Source organism: Acinetobacter pullicarnis (assembly GCF_006352475.1).
GTDB classification, from domain to species: Bacteria; Pseudomonadota; Gammaproteobacteria; order Pseudomonadales; family Moraxellaceae; genus Acinetobacter; species Acinetobacter pullicarnis.
Map to the genome: position 1 here is coordinate 2022839 of NZ_VCMZ01000001.1, position 16460 is coordinate 2039298.

Here is a 16460-nt window from a genome sequence, read left to right on the forward strand (position 1 = left end):
AATCTATATACCTGCTTAATATCACTCGATTGCTTTCATTTTAATATTGAATAAACCAATCACAAGTGCACCTATTACGCCTGGAATAGCGAAGACAATAAAGTTGAGCTCAAACGGCAACTGCATGGATAGAATTAATCCACCTAATAAGGGTCCTCCGATCGCACCAAAACGGCCCATTGCTGCAGCAAAACCAATTCCAGTAGAGCGTATAGATGTCGGATAAAAATCCGCAGCCAAAGCATGCGCGACAGATAGACTGCCAAACATCACACCACCAGCAATGAGGAGTAGGGTATGTAACAGCAGCATTGGTGGGTGTAAGCCTAATGCCGCGATTGCACAAGCACAAATAAGTAAACCTAAAATTAAAGTAGATTTCACTCCCCATTTATCTGCCAAAGCACCGAATAACATCGTCCCAAAAATATTGCCTATATTTAATACAACCAGAAAAGTAATACTTGCACCTAGAGAGTATCCAGCAATATTCATTAATTTGGGTAACCATGTATTTACGCCATATACCATCAGCATAATCATTGCAAAACACAGCCAAATTAAAATCGTTTGAAAGGCACGACCATGATTGAACAGATTTAATAATGAGGTCTTTTGCTCACTTCCAATACCCTCATTAATATAAAGCATGCCTTCTTGATGTTGATGGTTAGGATTAAGTTTTTTTAGGGCCTGAATAACCTCATGCTGCAAGTTTTTTTGAACCAAATAGCGAACAGATTCTGGAAAGGTTTTATAAAGTAAAGGCAATAACAATATAGATAATCCACCCAATATAAATACTGCTTGCCAACCCAGTACAGGAATTAAAAACAAACCAGCCAACCCAGATAAAATGGCACCGACACCATACATTGCCAGCATAAAATTAATCAGCCGATTACGATAGTCTGATGGCGCCATTTCCTTAATAATTGTGACCATCGTTGGAATAGCCCCACCCAGACCAATGCCAGTGAATAACCGACAAATAAAAAAGTTTGTTGGGTTATCAGCAAAGCAATTCGACAAAACGGCAAGGCTAAATAAGGTTGTACAGAATAATACAATGCGCTTACGTCCAAATTTATCTGCAGCGATTGTCAGTGTTACAGCACCAATCATCATTCCTATTAATGAGGCTGATCCCAAGAAACCAGCTTGCTGTGCGGAAAGCTGCCAATCATTCATCAAATGTGGGAGTAAAGAGCCATAAATCACCATATCATAGCCATCAAATAGCATTATTACCGAGCACCAAAATACTAAAATAAAATGTTGCTTATTTATAGGCGCCTTATCTAAAATGCTAGTTACATCTATATTTTGCATTTTCCCTTCCTTGGGGGAAACTCAATAAAATTTATATTAAGTCTATTAAATAAAAAATATTTTAATGAAACTAAAAATTCATAATTAAGTTTCCCACACCATTAAATATGTGTTTTAGATTTAAATTCATTTGTTTTTTTGGTTATATGCTTGAGCTATTGCTCTATTAAAACAATTAATCATGTTAATGCTATGGTCTTTGTTTTTAACAATCAAATTATAATTCAGCATGTCTAGATATAGATTTAATCTATATCCAAAATGAGACTTAACATTAATATAGATTGAAAATAGAAGAGTTAACGTTGGTTTGGAAGTTTTTTGACATATAAGTCACATATATTCAATATGTTACCGAAACCCAATTACTACAAATTCACGCTTATAAATCAATTGGCTGAATTATGATGGACTACATATTAATATTAATTTGAATAATAATGGTCGACTTAAATTTAGTGAAAGTCTTTATTACAATTTTTGATACCAAAAGTGTAAGTCTTGCTGCAACAAAATTAAATATCACACAGCCTTCTGTAAGTCATAGCTTATCTAGACTGAGATATATATTTAATGAGCAACTGTTTATTCGTACAAAAGAGGGCATGATACCGACATTTTATGCAATGAAATTATATGAAGTACTTAACAAACCAATGATTGAAATTGAAAATGCGCTCAAAGATATAAAAGATTTTGATCCCCAAAAAAGTGATGCATGTTTCAAATTAGCCTTAATGGACACTGATGGCTTTAATATCCTTCCAGTGCTGTTATCACAATTGGAAAAAGCGGCACCCAATATCTCTTTAGAAATTGTAGCCATTGAAATAAATAAGGTTCTAGATTGGCTAAGGATAGGGAAAATTGATGCTGTTATTTGTCACCAGTTAATACTCGATAAGAATGTTATGTCATTCAAACTTTTTACAGAAAAATATATCTGTATGGTGAGTAAGAAAAATCAATTACTCAACTACAAGCTGACATTCAATGATTTTCTGCTAGGCAATCATGCCATTCATTCTAATTCTACAATGAATGATTTAATCGATGATTATTTAAGCCAACGGGGATTACAGCGTAAAATTAAACTTAAAGTGTCCCAATCAGGTCATTTAGATCTATATGCTGGAACCCATAATTTAATGATGGTACGACCATTAAGAGTCGGGAGATATTCAAAGCATGATTCAGCAACAAGCATATTCGATCTTCCTATGGATTTACCAACACTTGATATGACTTTACATTGGCATAAGAAAAGTAGAGACACATCAGCACATCAATGGTTTATAACGTTTCTAAAAGAAGCATTGAGAGATAATTGAACTCACTAAAATAATTAAAGTTGTTTAGTATCAATATGTTGTATTTAATCTAATTGGATTGTGTTATTCCCAAGTAGAAATGTCCTACCTAATAACCAAATAGAAATGTCCTATATGGACATTTCCAAGTCAAGCACAGGATTCAGATTTCGTTGTTGAATTGCTGTTTTCTGTGCACGTCTGCTTGGCATCTTTTGAGAACGATTGCGTTTGTTTTGTTGTTCCAGTTCTTCATGCTGTTGTTGGATATGATTCAGAACAGCACCCAACCGTTTATTCTCAACAATCTCTCGCTGGTTGAGCTGACTTAATTTATCGAAGATGCTGTAATTGATCTTCCGGCCTTCATGCATGATGGCTACAGTACCATCCGGGTATTCTAGAAACTCAAGATATTTACCAATCAGCCTCTGGTTTTCTTCTGTACTCTCCAGGAGATATACACATTTATCATAAGTAATGGTCAGGCTATTGGTGACTCTACGTGGCTCTCGCCAGGTAAAAATATCATCTAATTGCTCAGCTGTTTCGGTGGCAGAGCGGTGTAAGTTCTTAGGATTAAAGGCCATCTTTGCAAACTTGAGATTGAACTGCTCAATAAAGCAGGGTAACCACTTATTCGCATCTGCAATCGAACTGATACCTTCCAGGCGCATCTCCTTAATCAGACGGTCCTGAAGGGTTCTGTTGGCCCGTTCCACCCGTCCTTTGGCCTGAGGGGAGTTAGCGAAGATGATATCGATATTGAGGGTACTGAGTACGCGTCCAAACTGGGTAATCTTGCTGTCTTTCTTGCTGCTTTGATTCACCCTAAAGACTGAATGTTTGTCGCTGTAAAACGCTAAAGGCTTACCATGCTGTTCAACATACAAGCGTGTCGAAATCATATAGTCAAAGGCTGATTCTGATTCACAGAAGCGTAAATGCTGCAATTTGCCTGTGGCATCATCGATAAAGACTAGCAGACAGCATTTAGCGGCTCTTCCTTCAAACCAGTCATGGTGTGAGCCATCGATTTGTACCAGTTCACCATAACAATCTCGGTTATATCGAGGCTGATATGGGCGTTTCAGGCGCTTGGAGCGAGGAATCCATAAATCGGCTGCAATCATCCAGCAACGCAGGGTTTCCACTGAAAGATCGAATCCATGAACGGTAGTGAGCTTTTCATGCGCTAAAGTGGGTCCGAAACCATGGAGTTGATCCGAAACAATATTGAGGCACTTGAGTCTGAGTTCTTCAGGAAGTTTGCAGTTGCTGGTTTGGCCACGACCAGCATGGGCTAATGCAGCTGGGCCTTGAGCTTTGTATTTCTGCAGTAAGCGTCTGATCTGACGTTCTGAAATATGAAGTAGCTGAGCAGCCTGGGATTGAGTTATGCGTTGATCGCAGATTTCCTGCAAGACCGACAATCGTTTAAGTTCTTTATCCGACATAGACACCAACATATCAAACCGTCCGCTTCAATAATCGCAAAAGTGCATATTCTAAAAGCGGACATTTTTACTTTGGAGAAACCGGACATTTCTATTTTGGGCTTACAGATTGATTTCGCATAATGTATATTATGTTAAATAGAATATTAGAGACTGTAGCCTATGCAACTCAGTTGGTGCTACAGCTCAGCAACGTGAATCTCTATGATCATAATTCACGTTGCTGAGTATTCCAAGTAACATAATATAAGTTATGCCGAAATCAGACCGCTACTCGACTTGCGTATTAGTCAAGCCTACGCAAGTCTGCGTGGCTATGACCACCTGTTAAAGCTATAATATCCATCCCTCTATGTAAGAAGCTTTAAAAATGACAGACTTAGGCCAAATCCAAGAAATAAAAGAACTGGATGATATTTCGGAAGTAAACTCCCTATTAAAAGAAAATTGGATTTTGCTTTCAATTCGAGAACTTGAAGATAAAAACATATATATTTTAGGTCTTAGCAAATGGTCGAGATTTGGTCAGTATATTAAAAAAGAAGATTGATTAAAGATTATTAATCATTACCCGCATATTATAAATCGGGGGTTGAAGTCCTTCTTTTGCAGTCAAATTATGAGTGCCTGTGTTTTTACACGCATTGACTATTTTTTGTTCGAAGGTTTCAAGGACAGAATTATCTTTAGGTTTAATTTGTTTTTTAGTAATAAGTTCTTGGCTTTTATTTAGCTTGGTTTTTACAACACCATTAAGAAAGTCCTTTAGGTTTTGACAGATGCGAAGATCTATTTCTGAATATGTTGCAGCTAGGACGATTTCTTCCATGATGCAATTGGATTGCTCATAAACTTCTGCAAGCTGATGAATATTCTGATCGAAGTCTTGAATTTTATTGATGAGTTCACATGCCTTGTCCATTCCCTACTCTCCTAAATATTCACGAATTTCAGCATTCGCTTTTTTATAAGTTTCTAGGTGAGCATCAATCAATGAATAGTCATAAGACCAATCACTGGCAACGACTGCTAAATGCTCAAGGCATCTTTCTGTAGATTCTGCTGGGCAACAAACTTCCAAGCATGGATTACCGTGTTCGGCAACAATTTTGGCAACTTGATTAAAAGCAGCTTGAATGAAATCGAGATGATTTTGAAACGATATAGCAGTCATAGAGAGGTGGTCCAAGAAATTTGAACCACAACTTTATGTGAATAAAAAGACAAGACAAGCTCTTACAGATACCAATAAAAATCTGCGCACACAAATTGATGATTTGGAGTCACAACTTAATCAAAATACAGAAACACTTATAGGTATTATTGAAGAGGTAAAGTTAAGAACTAACTTGAAGATAGATCATCTACTAGCTCCTCACCTTCTCAAAAAATATTTATCACGGGAGTAAGATTTTAGGATCAACATTGAGTGTATGTGAAATTTGATAGAGTTTTTCAACCGTAATACTGACTTCACCCCTTTCAATTCGCCCTAAATAGCTACGATCAATCGTTGTTAACAAGGCTAATTGTTCTTGGCTAATATATTTATTTTTCCGAGTTTCTCTGATTTTAGAGCCAATCGACAATGCTAGTTCTTGATTCATAGGTGACAACCGTAAATACAAGAACTATCAATAATTGAAGTGTTTTAATCCACGGACTATAATCCTCATTATTTGTTTGATGTATATGGAAATTCAAAATTTACCAATGTTCCGAGAGCTTTCTAGAGTCTTTTGTAGCTATAAAATTGAGTCATGGCAAACTGTAGATTTCTGGGATAAAGTTAAACTTTTAGAAGTAGTAGATAGTAATGTTAACTATCAAAGTGTTTATCGGTTGATACTTCGATTGGTTAAAGATGGTTATTTAACCGTTGAGGTTAAAAAAAGTAGGTATGGACAAACCGCTTATACCGAAGCTGAAAATTTGCATGATCTACGATCACAGTTTTGCATTGAGTCAACATCTACCATCCAAGAACTAAATTTGAAAAAAGAAGAGTTTGAGGGCGAAATCATTGCATTAGAAGAAGAAATTGAAGCATTGCATGATTTAAAAGGACAATTTCCTGATATCCAATTTAAAATTGAACAATTAAAACAACTAAAGATAAAAGAATATAATAATTTTAAGTCAAAAGTTCGTGCAATAAATTCATTAATTGAATATCTTTCTTGAATAATGCTATAAGATTCCATTGAGCAACTTTTATTTATAAGCTCTAGTAGATTTAATAAATATTTTCTCTGTACACGACAAATTTCACAGAACCCTTATCCTATCAGGGTTCTGCCTTCTTAAAATTGCCAAAATTTCCTTAAACTCTTCTTTTTTCCCAAAACCAATTAAACGCTGAATCGCCATTTGAACATAGTCTAAACCATAGCGAAATAAACTCATTGAGAGTCGTCCATGCTTCTTTATTTTTATCACTTTTTTTTGATCATGTTGCCATTCACCCGTTAAGTAACACCAACAGAAGCTTATAGCTAACACCGCAATCAATTTTTTCACTCGTCTAGGGTCTGTCAAGCGCGTATTTTCAAGATTAAACCCGCGTCCTTTGAGACAACTGAATAAGGTTTCAATTTCCCAGCGTAATGCATAATCCTGAATAGCATTGGCATTAAACTGAGGAGAAACGACGAGTAAAAGCTCTCCATTTTCTAACTGTAGTGCACTTATATATAGTTTCACCCGACCAACCAAAATCCGTCGTTTACGACATTCAATTTGACCAACTTTAAGATGGCGAAATAAATCACTAATTTTATGATTCTTTCCTAAATGATTGGTGACAATGAAGTTTTTTTAACACGAATGCAGAAGTTGATGTCTTGTTCAATTAACCATGTAAACCACTGCTCACCGATAAACTCTCTGTCTGCGAACACATTCACAATACGGTCTTTACCAAAAATGGCTATAAAGCGTTGAATCAAAGCAATACGCTCTTTCGTATCTGAATTTCCACGTTTATTAAGCAATGTCCAAAGGATAGGTATCGCTATTCCACGATAAACGATTGCGAGCATCAGGATATTAATATTTCGTTTTCCCCATTTCCAATTGGTTCTATCTAAAGTCAGTTGCACTTGGTCGAATGAAAACATATTGAAAATCAACTGAGAAATTTGACGATAATCAAAATACTGACCTGCAAAGAAGCGCTGCATACGTCGATAAAATGATTGTGGTAAGCACTTGATGGGCAAGGCTTTAGATGCAGAAGAAAGATTACATGTTTGCTTTAAAATAATCACAAGCATGATGAGCGCAAAGCACTTTAAATGTGACTTGTTCCATTTTAGATATTTGTTTAAGATAAGATATAACTCATTGAGATGTGTCATAGTATTCGTCGTTAGAAAACAATTATTATGACATTATTTCAATGAGTTATCTATTTTTGTCGTGTACAGAGAAATATTTTATATCAATAACTTATTGGTGAAACATATTTACAATCTATTTTTGTACTTTTCATATGGTGTAATGTCGTGACAAAAACTCGAGATAATCATTATGTTCCTCAATGGTACCAAAAGGGTTTTATTGATGAAAAGGATAATCAACTATGTCATCTAAGTCGTCGTAAAATAGATCTTCAAAATGGTGAGTTTAAAATCATTAACTCTAAGAAATGGCAGACCTCAGCCCAACGATTTTATGAAATTGATCTCTATTCAACTTTTTTTGGGACAGAAATAAATGATGATATTGAGAAAAAACTATTTGGTCCAATTGATGATAATGGATCAAAAGCTGTTAAAGCATTTTTAACTGATGATGAGTCATTGTGGCACCATAATTTCCTAGATTTATTTACTTATATTGATGCCCAAAAAATACGTACTCCAAAGGGTCTGGATTGGATTAAAAGTCGCTATCCTGAACTAACGCAATTAGAGCTTATGTTAGAAATGCAAGCTTTACGTACAATACACTGTACATTGTGGAGTGAAGGTATTAGGGAGTTAGTCTCAGCAGAGGATTCAGATGTTAAATTTATTATTTCTGATCATCCTATAACTATATATAATTATGCCTGTTCTCCTAATTCTAAAGAATGTCAATATCCTAATGACCCTGATATTGCATTAAAAGGCTCGCAAACCATATTTCCTCTAGATAAAAATCGATGTCTAATTTTAACAAATCAAGAGTACGCCCAAGATCCAATTAACACTAATCCACTTGAGCCGCGTACAAATGCAATACGTAATCGACAAAGCCTCGTAAGCACAATAGATTTTATAAATTGCAGAAAACTCACAAGAGATGAAGTAAGTAAAATTAACTACATTATAAAATGTAGAGCAAAAACATCTATTGCTGCTGGAAATAAAAACTGGTTACATCCTGAAGAAAATTTAGGATGTACATGGGATGAGTTAAGAACTGTACTATTGCCGCCACCTGATAAGATTAGTACTTATAGTGAAATGTATGCCCAATTTGAGGATGGAACAACTCACTATCAAGATTCTTTTGGTCGATCTACAAAACAAAATGACTATCTTAATAAATTAGTAGATGAAACCAAACTAGGTAGAAATGATTTGTGTGGTTGTGGAAGTGGTAAAAAATATAAAACTTGTTGTTTAAGGACTCCTATTGAACTACGTACAACGTGGAATGTAGCTAGTATAAGAGAAAGAAATCTAGCATTTTGTAGATGTATCAGAGATATACTAGGTATTGACAATGGTAAAACATGGAAAGATATCCGACGAGAATTGTCCAATAGTCAAATAATTGATATATATAAATATTATTCAATACTTTGGCCTAGAGAAACAGATATTTATTCATTACTTCCTAAGCTGGATGGAAAGTATCGTGGACTGTATACAGGAATACTTGATGTTAGAACAATTCATAAAAATGCTCTACCAGCTGCCGCTATGTTTGAAGAGTTTTTAATTCAAATACCTATAATGAATCCTAACAACTTAAAACCTGAATTCAATCCTATTAGCTCACCAAATCAATATAAATATCAAGCACTGAAAGACTTTCTTTTTATGCTTGAATTAGAGCCTTATATTGAATATGGATATATCAACCTAATACCTGATCCAAGCGAATTCGATTTAGAATTGAAGAAAGCAATGTTTGAAATGGCTAAAAGCAGAAGTCATCTAAAAGTTGTCAACTCAAAAGCTGATCGTGAAGCATGCTTACTATTAGGAGCTGCAGATTTACTAAATACAACCTCAAGCATGCCTATAGAAACTAGAATTAAAATGTTGATTAATGAATTTAATTTAGATGAAATTGAAGCAAAACAATTTCTTCAAGAATTTGATAGTCATATTGAAACTTCAGCATTAACATTATTACAGCCAATATCATCTGAAAAAAGTGGGCAATTTATACAATATTGTATGGGCCCAAATTATGAAATGGCTCTTCTAATAGCACAAATCACTGGTTCAGTAATTGTTACTGATAGTGAATCACGATGGCAAGAATTAATTAGTGCACAACATAGAAATCAAGGATTGATCATTTATCCTTGGAATAGGATGCTTAATGAATTAGATATAGCCCCAATAGATGATCAATTTTTAAAAAAAATTATAAAGTCACAAGCTGGAATTTCTACATTTAGAGATATTTTAAAAAAAGTTGATCATATAATTTTAAATAATCATCAAGATACGGAAAAGTTAACTAAAATAGCCAATCAAATTTTAAATATAAAAGAAGAATTTCAGCATACCTCATCTTTAGTAAGAACGATGGATTTGAAGATAGTTAGCCCAGATGGAGGTTTTTATGATAAAAATGTTCAACGATTACTTGCTCGCTCTAGTTGTATGAATTATGAGAATAAAGTTCGATCCATTTATGGCGTAAACCTATAAATAACCAAATATTTTGAGCTGAACATTATTTATAGTAAATAATTCTAGTATTTTAATTAATAGATAGGACAAATTTTTGAAAAATTACATTGGCTATTTAGAATATAAAAATGTCGCTAACATTCCTAGTTTTTATGTTCCTTCCCATGAATATATTTTTTTCTTGCATGACAATTGTGCAAAAATTTTAGTGGAATTTGAAAGCAGTAATATATCAGAAATTGGCCAAGACTACTTGATAGATAAATATTTAGAAAAAACAGGTAATTCAGATTTCAATATTATTGATATTCTAGCCTATTACAAAGAAAATAAACTAGATGCACCTTATTTCCACTTTTTAACATCAAAAATATTAAGTGGTCTTATAGGTGATTTATTACATTTCCTATATGAAGCACTAAAAAACTTTGAAAAAAGAAAATTTTCAGTCGCATACAGTCTATTAAGAAAACCATTGAAAGAAAATTTAATATTCATTTGTTGGTTGTTTAATAATCATGAGGATTTTATAGATTCATTTGAAAAAGAGACACATAAATCTCTTAATAATTTGCGCGAAGAGAAAATTAAGTTAATTCTTAAAGAAACTATAGATAAACTTCCATTATCTGAAATGTTTGATTATGAACTCCTATACGAAATGATATTCTCTAAGAAATTTAGTAATGGATTAGAAGTCCATTGTCAAAGAGCTACACATTTAATTACATCTCAAGGAGAGTTTCTTAAAACTAAAGAAAGGTCTATAAATTCAATTTTCAATAATCCTTTTGATGATACTAATTATGATTCTATGCATATATGCCTTCCATATATTATGTTATTTACAACACATGTGATTCTTGAGGCTTTTAATAATTTGATAAAGTTAAACAATAATACCTACCAACATCTACTCTTAGTATCAATAGCAAGTTATGAAAACTTATATGTAGATGGTAGAAAAAGATTATTAACAAAGTCATTATCAAAGCAATTTCAACCTTTATTGAATTGTATTCATTGTAAAAAAGTAATTAAGATAAAAAAAGAAAATGCTTTGAAAATGTTTATGCTCAATCATCTTATTTGTAATAGTTGTAATCAATATTCTGAATTTCCTTTCTATTGGCTAATGGCACAAATGAAAATATCAATTAGTCAAAATAATTCTAATGATACAAATATTTGGAAAGATACTATTCTTTCAAGAACGTTTAGGGAAGCATAGCCTAGTATGCTATTTACAGATTGATATAGTTAAATATTTATTTTATTTATTAAGGTTGATTTTAGAGGTAGTTATGTCGGGAGGAATTAGTGCAATTAAAGGATTTGACTATCAAGCAACAGTAATTCTTGACCGTTTATTTTATCTTTTCGATCAACATGATAATACTGCCTTTGTTCGACCTGAGGGTGAAGATGATTTAGATTTATTTTGGGTTGAAAATAATATTGAATATCGACAATATATTCAAATTAAAAAGCCCACTGAAACAAATGAGGGCATTCTCAATCCTTCCCCATGGACGCTAACCGATGCTATTAATGAATTATTTCCAAATGCAATTTTACGATTAAATAATAATAGTTATGAACAAATTTGGATTCTTGGTGATGAAGTAAACAAAGATCTTGATAAGCTTGTAGATTCGGGTAATCAAGCTGCTTTAGAGCAATCCTTATCCTATTTAGCAGTTATTCACAAACTAGCTAAAGATCATTGTCTAAAATTAAAATTATCTAAAAAAAATAGGACTAAAATTCAACGCTGGAAAATTCCCAATAATAAAGATATAGACCCTAACTTAAATATTGTACAAAAACTTGAGAGTTTTATTGATTTTGCTAAGATGCTTAGTTTATCAAAATCTTTTTTAGAACAATATGTTAAAAAAATTATAGAAATTGATGCTCTGCTTCCAGATATTCTTGAACGTATTACAGTATTGAGTTCCTATGGTACAGAAGATGATGTAGCTGCTAGAGTTTATTCGCGACTTGAGGATAACTATCAATTACCACAAGCTGTAATTAAAAATACATTATTTCGAAACTTAAGAGGTTTTATTAATGATATCTCTAAGCAACCGAACAAAACATTTAACAAAGAAGACTTCGAATTTGAACTACGTACTGTATGGCCAACAATGGTTATAATTAAAGAGCCTCCTCTGCGTGGACTACAATTTCTACCTAGAAACAACTTAGTCAAACAAATAGCAAATAGATTTACAGGAAAAGCAATTGAAATAACTGGAGTTTCAGGTTCGGGGAAAACTTCTCTAGCAAGTGAAGTATTAGAGTATATTCGTTCAAATCAACCTGATCGAAATGTATTTTATGCCAATGTATCTGAAAATAATTCATTAATTGATGTTCTATCAGGACTAGCTTTTCACCTACGTAGATATGGAATAAACACTCCGTTTAAGATAGCTATAGATAATCAATTATCAACCGAAAACGCTCTTCAAGAATTAGCTAAATCTTTATCCTCATGCAGTTTAAAAATTATGCTATTAATCGACTTAGTGCATGGAACTTGTTCTGATTCTTTTGCGAAAGAGCTAAATCACTTCATCAGCTCTATTTCAAGCCAGCATTTACAAATTGCTATTTTTAGCCAGGAAATGCCATTGCGTGAGATGAGCTATTCAAGCAAAGTTTTATATAAAATTGAACAACTTAACATCCCTGGATTTAACTTTGAAGAATTTGTTGAACTCGTAACATATCAGCATCAAGATGTGGATAGATCAAAGCTCTTGTGGATCTATCAACGTATTACAGTTGGAAGAGAAGCAGGATTGCTAGTGAGTCTTGCACAGACATTAGCCCATGTCGAAACAATAGAAGATATGAGAATAATCGCTGAAATGCCCGCTGATGAAATGCTCGCAGAGGCTGAAAGGAAGCGTTTTGATCGTGTTACGCCAACTCTAGTAACTGCAGCTAAAAAACTAACCTGTTTTGCTTTACCATTTAACAAAACTGATGCTATAGAAATTTTTTCTACAGAGAACATACGAGAAGCTATCCACGAGCTTTTAATATTAGGTTTGCTTCGCAAAACTGGAGATGATCTTTATGAGATGCATGAAACAGTTCGTGCAGGACTTGAAAGTTTTATTTCATTAGATATTTATCGAACTACGCATCAACAGTTGGCTGAATGGTATGCAGAAATTGGTAACATATCAGCACAAATCTTTCATCTTGAAAAATCTGGCAACTTGATTAAAGCACATGCAATTGCAAAAGAGGCCTTTCTGAATGGTAAAGATATATGGTCATTAAAAGCATATATTTTAAAAAACAATCTTATTACGCAAAATGATCTTTTGAATATGCTTAGCAATGCAGAAATAAAAGTTGCTGACTACTACATTTTACCACAGATTATAAAGCGTATAGGTAATGTTGATTTTATAGAGCAGCTTTTTGAATTAATAAAAATTCAGTCTAACCGTTTTCAACAAGATTTTCATTGGTCAACATCAATAATGAGGATAATTTTAGAGTTTGATATAACCAATTTACATAGATTAATTGCATTCGCAATAAAAATTCAGAATGTGGAAGATCTAGAAAATTCAGTGCTTGACTGGTTTAAAATTGCTACACATTGCATTGATTTAATTATTAATCCAAGTATATTAAATTTTTTTGAAAATCAACATCCTGAAATTAAAAGAAAGTTAATTCCTATTCTTTTATTGGACTGGCGTCGGGATATATTAAAACCTGTCTTTAATTTTATAACATCACATCCTATAATGAGGAAAAGTGACTTTCGAACAAATAACAAAATAAATATATATGAAAAGTTTAACAACATAGAAAAAACAACTGAATTCCTTGCAGCACTCCCAAATATTGAAATTGATAAAATGCTTGTTACTAAATCAGCATGTTTGGATGCTTTCGAAGATTTCATTTGGGAAAATAAATACAATTTAACTAAACATTCAATTGCTTTAATTAAAAAAAATGATTCTGATGAGATAGTTATAAATAATGCATTGCGAATTTTACTTTTTTTAGCTGAGCCTAGTCTTCCAGAACTATGTAACTCCCTTGAGCCACGGACAGATAGTACATCAGCATTCATATCATTACTACCATCTGTATTACCATCTTTACTTAATAAATCTATTTATGAAAATGCATTTTTTGATATAAATCTAGCTTTGAATAAAAGAATTACAGCTTTATCCACTCTTCTTGCACACGATGCTGATATAGGAGAACTGTATAGAAAAATTCAGAAGATAGAGCCCCTAAATACTGGCTGGAATTATTGGTTTCTAATGCAGAGTCTAGAAAAACCTTTTCCAGAGGCAATTCCATTATTAGAAGCAAGATTAGCTTCAGAAAATGATCGAACAATTGACGCAATATTATTGGTTAAACTAGGTGAGTTAAGTACTCCAGAAATACTTAATTTATTGATCAATAGTCTAAACCATACAGACGTGATAATTAGACGACATGCAGCATTAGTTTTATCTACAAAACGAAGCACTAAAACTTTACCATACTTAGTTAAACAACTTGCATTAGAAGTCGATGAAAATACTGCGGTTACAATACTTACCGCAATTCTAGCATCAGGTTCAACTCACACTTCAGATTTATCATTAATAAAATTCACATCACCAACTATTGAATTGTGGAAATGTATACTCGCAATGAGGGCTCGTGACATAAGTTTTGCTGAAAGAATTGTTTCATTAGCCTGTAATAAAAATCTTCCTTGGCAAACACGACGTGCTGCGATTTTAGCTGCGGGAAGACTTCCTTTTGAGATTGCACTGAATAGTATTGTACCGAATATTATCAAAGAACATTCACCATTAATAATTGATAATAACTCAAGTCTTTTGGCTCACAGCATTGTATCTGAACGTTTGTTGACTTGTGGTAATGATATAATCGGCTCACTTTCAAGAGGTAAAGATTCCTTTATTTACATTTGGGGTTCGGTTTTTGAACAGGATTGGGAAGGTTGCCTTATGAAATATGATCTCCCCACGGGAGATAACGTAGCAGACTGGTTATTTGAACGTTTAACTTCTAATGAATACCCACCACAAACAAAAATACTTGATCAAATTATGAATGAGTTACATGTACCTATATTACATGCTGCAACTCTAAGATCACTACGATTATGCAATAAAACTGATTTGCTTGAATATTATCTAGCTCAATCATCTTATGTTTGGTTTGCAATAAGATGTTTAAAAGAACTTCATTTAATACGAGAACCTAATGTTTATAGCTTAGAAAAAATTCTTGGAATACTGTCGCTAACTCCATGGCAAGAGCATCCAATTGTAGAAAATGTAGTAAACAATCTTTTTATGAACAAAAAAAATAAAGAGATTGAACATGAGGATAAATTTATTGAAGCTGATTCCTCCATTTCAGTACCACCAGTGATCCACTTAAACTACGAAGATATTTTACATGGACTTGAACAACCTCAGCTTTTACTTGATAAAGATTTTACATTTTCATTTTTAACTCATGAAGAAATTGAGAAATTAATTCCCCTTCTTAATACTCCGAATGAACGACCACCTATGGTAGAGAGTATTAAACCCCAACTTGATTTTACAAATGATGGCTACACTGTTGTTAAAAGATCCTCTACTTCTAGCAAAAAGCCTAGTTCTATGCAATTAAGAGCCCTATTAAGACCAGCACTTGCAGCTGCAAATAGATATGAAATATATATACCTTGGCATGAAGATGGTTTACAGGGTGTCTACTATGATCAATATCTAGATAATTATATCAAGTTATTAGGACTTCAAAATGACTCAGAACATTTTTATAAAACTTTGGCTTTAGAACAAAAGATATTGATACCATCAATTTGTAAATATAATAAGTCTAGGTGGATTCTAAAATATATTGATAGTCGTATTATTCCATTTATCAAGCCATTGGTTTTATCTGGGAATGACAACATATTTGAGGGATTATGTATGTTAGCTGCTGAAGTTCACACTGATGATATTGACATAGTATTAAAGAAATTATTTTCTCGTTTTGTCCAGTTTTTTAAAAAAACATCACAAGTTGACGTTAATTATAATACTCAAATTTGGCGTGGATTTAACTATATTACTAACCATAAACGGTTTGAATTTATACCAAATTTAGTGCCAGAGTTAACTATAGTCCTTAGATCAGATTTAATATATTTTCGTAAACAAGATATTTTTCGTATCTTAGAGCGACACCCTTCTTCATATATTACAATTGAATCTCAACTAATTAACACGTCTAATTTTGAATGTTTTGCTAAAGATGAAGTAGATCGTCTTGATGAGGCTGCTGAAAAATTATTTCATAGGGCCATTTGAATTGTACGCTGTTATGGTAACTCAATTCTGTTAGACAAATTTAATCTATTCTTAAGACGTTTTTAATAGAATACTATGTGTTCATAGCTAAGTTCATGAACTAAATATTTATAAGTT

At 33.1% G+C, this 16460-nt stretch carries 12 protein-coding genes and 1 pseudogene; 7 read left to right on the forward strand and 6 right to left on the reverse strand.

Translation table 11 applies throughout. From position 1 onward, the window contains the following. Window positions 1–21: 21 nt before the first annotated feature. Window positions 22–1245: an MFS transporter gene (locus tag FD716_RS08900; protein ID WP_267285306.1), complete on the reverse strand. Its 1224-nt coding sequence runs from the start codon at window positions 1243–1245 to the stop codon at window positions 22–24. Between the two features lie 527 nt (window positions 1246–1772). Here FD716_RS08900 and FD716_RS08905 point away from each other — a divergent pair. Continuing rightward, entirely contained in the window at window positions 1773–2663 is an 891-nt protein-coding gene (locus FD716_RS08905; RefSeq protein ID WP_139851997.1) for a LysR family transcriptional regulator, read from the forward strand. Window positions 2664–2773: 110 nt separating this feature from the next. Here FD716_RS08905 and FD716_RS08915 read toward each other — a convergent pair whose 3' ends face one another. Beyond that, on the reverse strand, window positions 2774–4099 hold the full coding sequence (locus FD716_RS08915; protein WP_139850444.1) for an ISNCY family transposase: 1326 nt from the start codon (window positions 4097–4099) through the stop codon (window positions 2774–2776). 370 nt (window positions 4100–4469) lie between these two features. On the opposite strand from FD716_RS08915, the gene FD716_RS08925 reads away from it, so the two are divergent. Then, window positions 4470–4649: a hypothetical protein gene (locus FD716_RS08925; protein ID WP_139851999.1), complete on the forward strand. Its 180-nt coding sequence runs from the start codon at window positions 4470–4472 to the stop codon at window positions 4647–4649. Here the strand turns inward: FD716_RS08925 and FD716_RS08930 are convergent, their stop codons facing one another. Then, complete coding sequence (locus FD716_RS08930) at window positions 4650–5021, reverse strand: hypothetical protein (protein ID WP_139852000.1); 372 nt, start codon at window positions 5019–5021, stop codon at window positions 4650–4652. A gap of 3 nt (window positions 5022–5024) precedes the next feature. Beyond that, the gene (locus FD716_RS08935; protein WP_139852001.1) at window positions 5025–5273 is read right to left on the reverse strand and encodes a hypothetical protein; all 249 of its coding nucleotides are present in this window, start codon (window positions 5271–5273) and stop codon (window positions 5025–5027) included. A gap of 13 nt (window positions 5274–5286) precedes the next feature. On the opposite strand from FD716_RS08935, the pseudogene FD716_RS19060 reads away from it, so the two are divergent. Then, window positions 5287–5508, forward strand: a pseudogene (locus FD716_RS19060) (hypothetical protein); the annotation flags it as partial. On the opposite strand, the gene FD716_RS08945 reads toward FD716_RS19060, so the two are convergent. Beyond that, the gene (locus FD716_RS08945; protein ID WP_139852002.1) at window positions 5497–5706 is read right to left on the reverse strand and encodes a helix-turn-helix domain-containing protein; all 210 of its coding nucleotides are present in this window, start codon (window positions 5704–5706) and stop codon (window positions 5497–5499) included. The pseudogene FD716_RS19060 and the gene FD716_RS08945 sit on opposite strands and share 12 nt — an antisense overlap. An 85-nt stretch (window positions 5707–5791) precedes the next feature. Here FD716_RS08945 and FD716_RS08950 point away from each other — a divergent pair, with 85 nt between their 5' ends. Next, on the forward strand, window positions 5792–6283 hold the full coding sequence (locus tag FD716_RS08950) for a hypothetical protein (protein WP_171477013.1): 492 nt from the start codon (window positions 5792–5794) through the stop codon (window positions 6281–6283). An 84-nt stretch (window positions 6284–6367) separates the two neighbouring features. On the opposite strand, the gene FD716_RS08955 is transcribed toward FD716_RS08950, so the two are convergent. Then, a protein-coding gene (locus FD716_RS08955; protein WP_088631513.1) for an IS4-like element ISAba1 family transposase occupies window positions 6368–7458 on the reverse strand; the annotation gives its coding sequence in 2 pieces (ribosomal slippage) (window positions 6368–6918 and window positions 6918–7458; 1092 coding nt in all). Between the two features lie 147 nt (window positions 7459–7605). Here FD716_RS08955 and FD716_RS08960 point away from each other — a divergent pair. From FD716_RS08960 to FD716_RS08970, 3 genes are all read left to right on the forward strand, one after another. Beyond that, window positions 7606–9978 (forward strand): DUF4238 domain-containing protein, encoded by a 2373-nt coding sequence (locus FD716_RS08960; protein WP_139852003.1) that lies wholly within the window; start codon window positions 7606–7608, stop codon window positions 9976–9978. Window positions 9979–10054: 76 nt separating this feature from the next. Then, complete coding sequence (locus tag FD716_RS08965) at window positions 10055–11191, forward strand: hypothetical protein (protein ID WP_139852004.1); 1137 nt, start codon at window positions 10055–10057, stop codon at window positions 11189–11191. 73 nt (window positions 11192–11264) lie between these two features. After that, window positions 11265–16343 carry a hypothetical protein gene (locus FD716_RS08970; RefSeq protein WP_139852005.1) on the forward strand — a complete coding sequence of 1693 codons (5079 nt, stop codon included), beginning with the start codon at window positions 11265–11267 and terminating at the stop codon, window positions 16341–16343. Window positions 16344–16460 lie beyond the last annotated feature (117 nt).